This window comes from Anoxybacillus sp. MB8, assembly GCF_011006755.1.
GTDB classification, from domain to species: domain Bacteria; phylum Bacillota; class Bacilli; order Bacillales; family Anoxybacillaceae; genus Anoxybacillus; species Anoxybacillus gonensis.
Genome location: NZ_RXXX01000084.1, coordinates 1 through 2,665, shown reverse-complemented (window position 1 = coordinate 2,665; position 2,665 = coordinate 1). Strand labels below are relative to the sequence as shown.

The following is a 2,665-nucleotide window of genomic DNA, read 5'->3' as shown; positions in this document are numbered from 1 at the left end:
TGGTCAAGGGCGAATCCGATTCCACCATCCCCTTTATTTCCCTTCAAAAGGTAGCCCGTGATGACTTTTCATAGATTTTTTGACGCTACCTCTGTCCAAATCGCTAAGTCGTCTATTTTTCGTTGCATCGCATCGACATCTTCAACTAACCACGTGATATGTCCCATTTTCCGCTTCGGCTTTGCCTCTTTTTTTCCGTAAAAATGAACATGAGCATCACGAAATTGAGTGATATTTCGGATGACTGCATCGACATGTTCACCTAAAATATTGACCATCATTGTAGGTTTTAATAAATCGGTACTGCCAAGCGGCCAATCACAAATGGCACGAATATGTTGCTGAAATTGTGATGTGATACAACCGTTTATTGTATAATGACCTGAGTTGTGTGGTCTAGGGGCAAGCTCATTAATATACAATTGTCCGTCTTCTGTCAAAAACATTTCAATCGCTAACGTACCTACTAGTTGAAACGCTTCGGCTAACTGTTTCGCATATGTTTTTGCCTGTTCCATGATTGGTTGACTGACTCGAGCTGGGGCAATTGTTTCATGCAAAATGTTCTCGCGATGAATGTTTTCTACGACAGGAAACAGCGCCATTTCACCAGAGACACTACGCACAACGATGATGGATAGCTCTTTTACAAACGGTACCCATGCTTCCAATACACACTCACCATAAGCTAAAAGCGAACGCGCCACATGTATATCATCTAAACAACGAATGACGACTTGCCCTTTTCCATCATATCCCCCACGGCACGTTTTTAACACCGCTGGAATACCAATCTCTCGAATCGCTCGTTCTAATTCCTCTTCTTTTAGCACAAGACGATGAGGAGCAACAGGCAAATCTGCAGACTGAATAGCCCGTTTTTCTTTCCAACGATGTTGCGTAATAGCAAGCAGCTCGCTTCCTTGAGGCATATACGCCTTCTCTACTAATCGATTCAACGCATCCACATCAATATTTTCAAATTCATATGTTATGACATCACTCACTTCGGCCAACTGACGTAACGCTTCCTCATCGCTATACGAAGCAACAATTTCAATATCCGCCACTTGCGCACATGGAGATTGAGGAGTCGGATCGAGTACCGCTACAAAAAATCCCATCTCTTTTGCAGCGATCGCCATCATTCTTCCTAGCTGACCCCCGCCAATGATGCCAATCGTTTGCCCCGGAACAATCGTTTTATTCAAGTTGATCACTACTTTCCATCACTTGTTTTCGAATTGCCTCGCGCCGTGCACGTAACGCTTCCATATACGTTGGTTCATACGTTCCGATTATCGATGCAGCAAGCAGCGCGGCATTCATAGCCCCTGCTTTTCCGATCGCTACGGTCGCAACTGGCACCCCGCCTGGCATTTGAACAATAGATAACAACGAATCTAAGCCGTTCAACGTCTTAGACATAATTGGAACACCGATGACAGGTAATGTTGTTTTGGCTGCTACCATTCCAGGCAAATGAGCGGCTCCACCAGCTCCAGCGATAATGACTTTAATGCCACGCTCTTCAGCTGTTTCAGCATACGTAAACATAAAGTCCGGTGTACGGTGAGCTGAAACAACTTTTTTTTCAAACGGAATATGCAATTCTTCTAATATATCACATGCATGACGCATCGTTTCCCAATCTGATTGACTTCCCATAATGACAGCTACAAGTGGCTGCATCCGTACTCACCTCTTTTTATAATCAGAAAAAAATCCAGAACAACGCCCCTCGACCATAAGGGAAAGCATCGTTCTGGACATATTTCGCCCCTAGGGAGAAAAAAGCCAATAAGATCCTTTCCCTCATAGTCCAATAATTTACGGTTATTGGGTAGAGACTTTTGGGCCATATTCCCAAAATTATATGAGGGTTTAGTCATGTATTCACTTACTTTCATCTTACCAGTCATTTTTCAATCATGTCAACATAAAATCGAACATTTTATTAATTAAAATAATTAATGTTCGGTTTTTGATTAAAATCACCATTTTACCTTTTCATCGTATAATGAAAAGAAAAAGAAAGAGGGGGGAAACAATGGACTGGACGAAACAATGGGAAGCGTTTTTTTCTAACCCATTTTGGGGATCATCAAATGCTTTTTCTTCCCATTTTCCAGGAGTCAACATATACCGTCGTGAAAATGAGCTACTCATCGTTGCAGCTATCCCAGGTTTAGAACATGTACATGATGCAGAAGTATATGTTCACTATAATACGTTGGAAATAAAAGCAAATGTTCAATTACACTTCGAAGGATTTGAATTAATTGAGGAAGGAATAACACAAGGTCCATTTGAGCGAGTGATACAGCTTCCTTTTCCTGTAGGTGAGAAAGTAGAAGCTGTGTACGAGAATGGGTTGCTTTTTATTCAGTTACATCGCCTTATTCCGGATCATATAAAGAGAAAAGTAGAAATTAAATAAAAAATGAGCTAACCGATATTGGTTAGCTCTTCACTATGGGGGAGAGGATTGTAAAAGCGTTAAACGCAAATACATGGACAAAAAAAGTTAGAGAACAAAATCGATATGCTCTCTAACTTGCTATGTCCGCCCGGCAACGTCCTACTCTCGCAGGCGGTGTCCCGCCAACTACCATCGGCGCTGGAGAGCTTAACTTCCGTGTTCGGGATGGGAACGGGTGTGACC

At 42.2% G+C, this 2,665-nt stretch carries 3 protein-coding genes, 1 rRNA gene and 1 riboswitch; of the genes, 1 reads left to right on the top strand and 3 read right to left on the bottom strand.

Translation table 11 applies throughout. The features are described 5' to 3' along the window. Window positions 1-68: 68 nt before the first annotated feature. Both purK and purE read right to left on the bottom strand, forming a co-directional pair. Window positions 69-1,220, bottom strand: a complete 1,152-nt coding sequence (gene purK / locus EKC99_RS15180; RefSeq protein WP_163152634.1) for a 5-(carboxyamino)imidazole ribonucleotide synthase — start codon at window positions 1,218-1,220, stop codon at window positions 69-71. Beyond that, entirely contained in the window at window positions 1,204-1,692 is a 489-nt protein-coding gene (purE, locus tag EKC99_RS15175; RefSeq protein ID WP_055441633.1) for a 5-(carboxyamino)imidazole ribonucleotide mutase, read from the bottom strand. Before purE ends, purK begins: the two co-directional genes overlap by 17 nt. Window positions 1,693-1,798: 106 nt before the next feature. Then, window positions 1,799-1,900, bottom strand: a riboswitch (purine riboswitch). 150 nt (window positions 1,901-2,050) lie between these two features. Here purE and EKC99_RS15170 point away from each other — a divergent pair. Next, a complete protein-coding gene (locus EKC99_RS15170; protein ID WP_055441631.1) occupies window positions 2,051-2,440 on the top strand; it encodes an Hsp20/alpha crystallin family protein in 390 nt (129 codons plus the stop codon). 128 nt (window positions 2,441-2,568) lie between these two features. Here the strand turns inward: EKC99_RS15170 and rrf are convergent. Then, window positions 2,569-2,665: ribosomal RNA gene (rrf, locus tag EKC99_RS15165) — 5S ribosomal RNA — on the bottom strand; the annotation flags it as partial.

Bases quoted from the DNA above. Each gene is read 5' to 3' on its own strand.
- EKC99_RS15170 (WP_055441631.1), top strand. From the start codon at position 2,051: ATGGACTGGACGAAACAATGGGAAGCGTTTTTTTCTAACCCATTTTGG.
- purE (WP_055441633.1), bottom strand. From the start codon at position 1,692: ATGCAGCCACTTGTAGCTGTCATTATGGGAAGTCAATCAGATTGGGAA.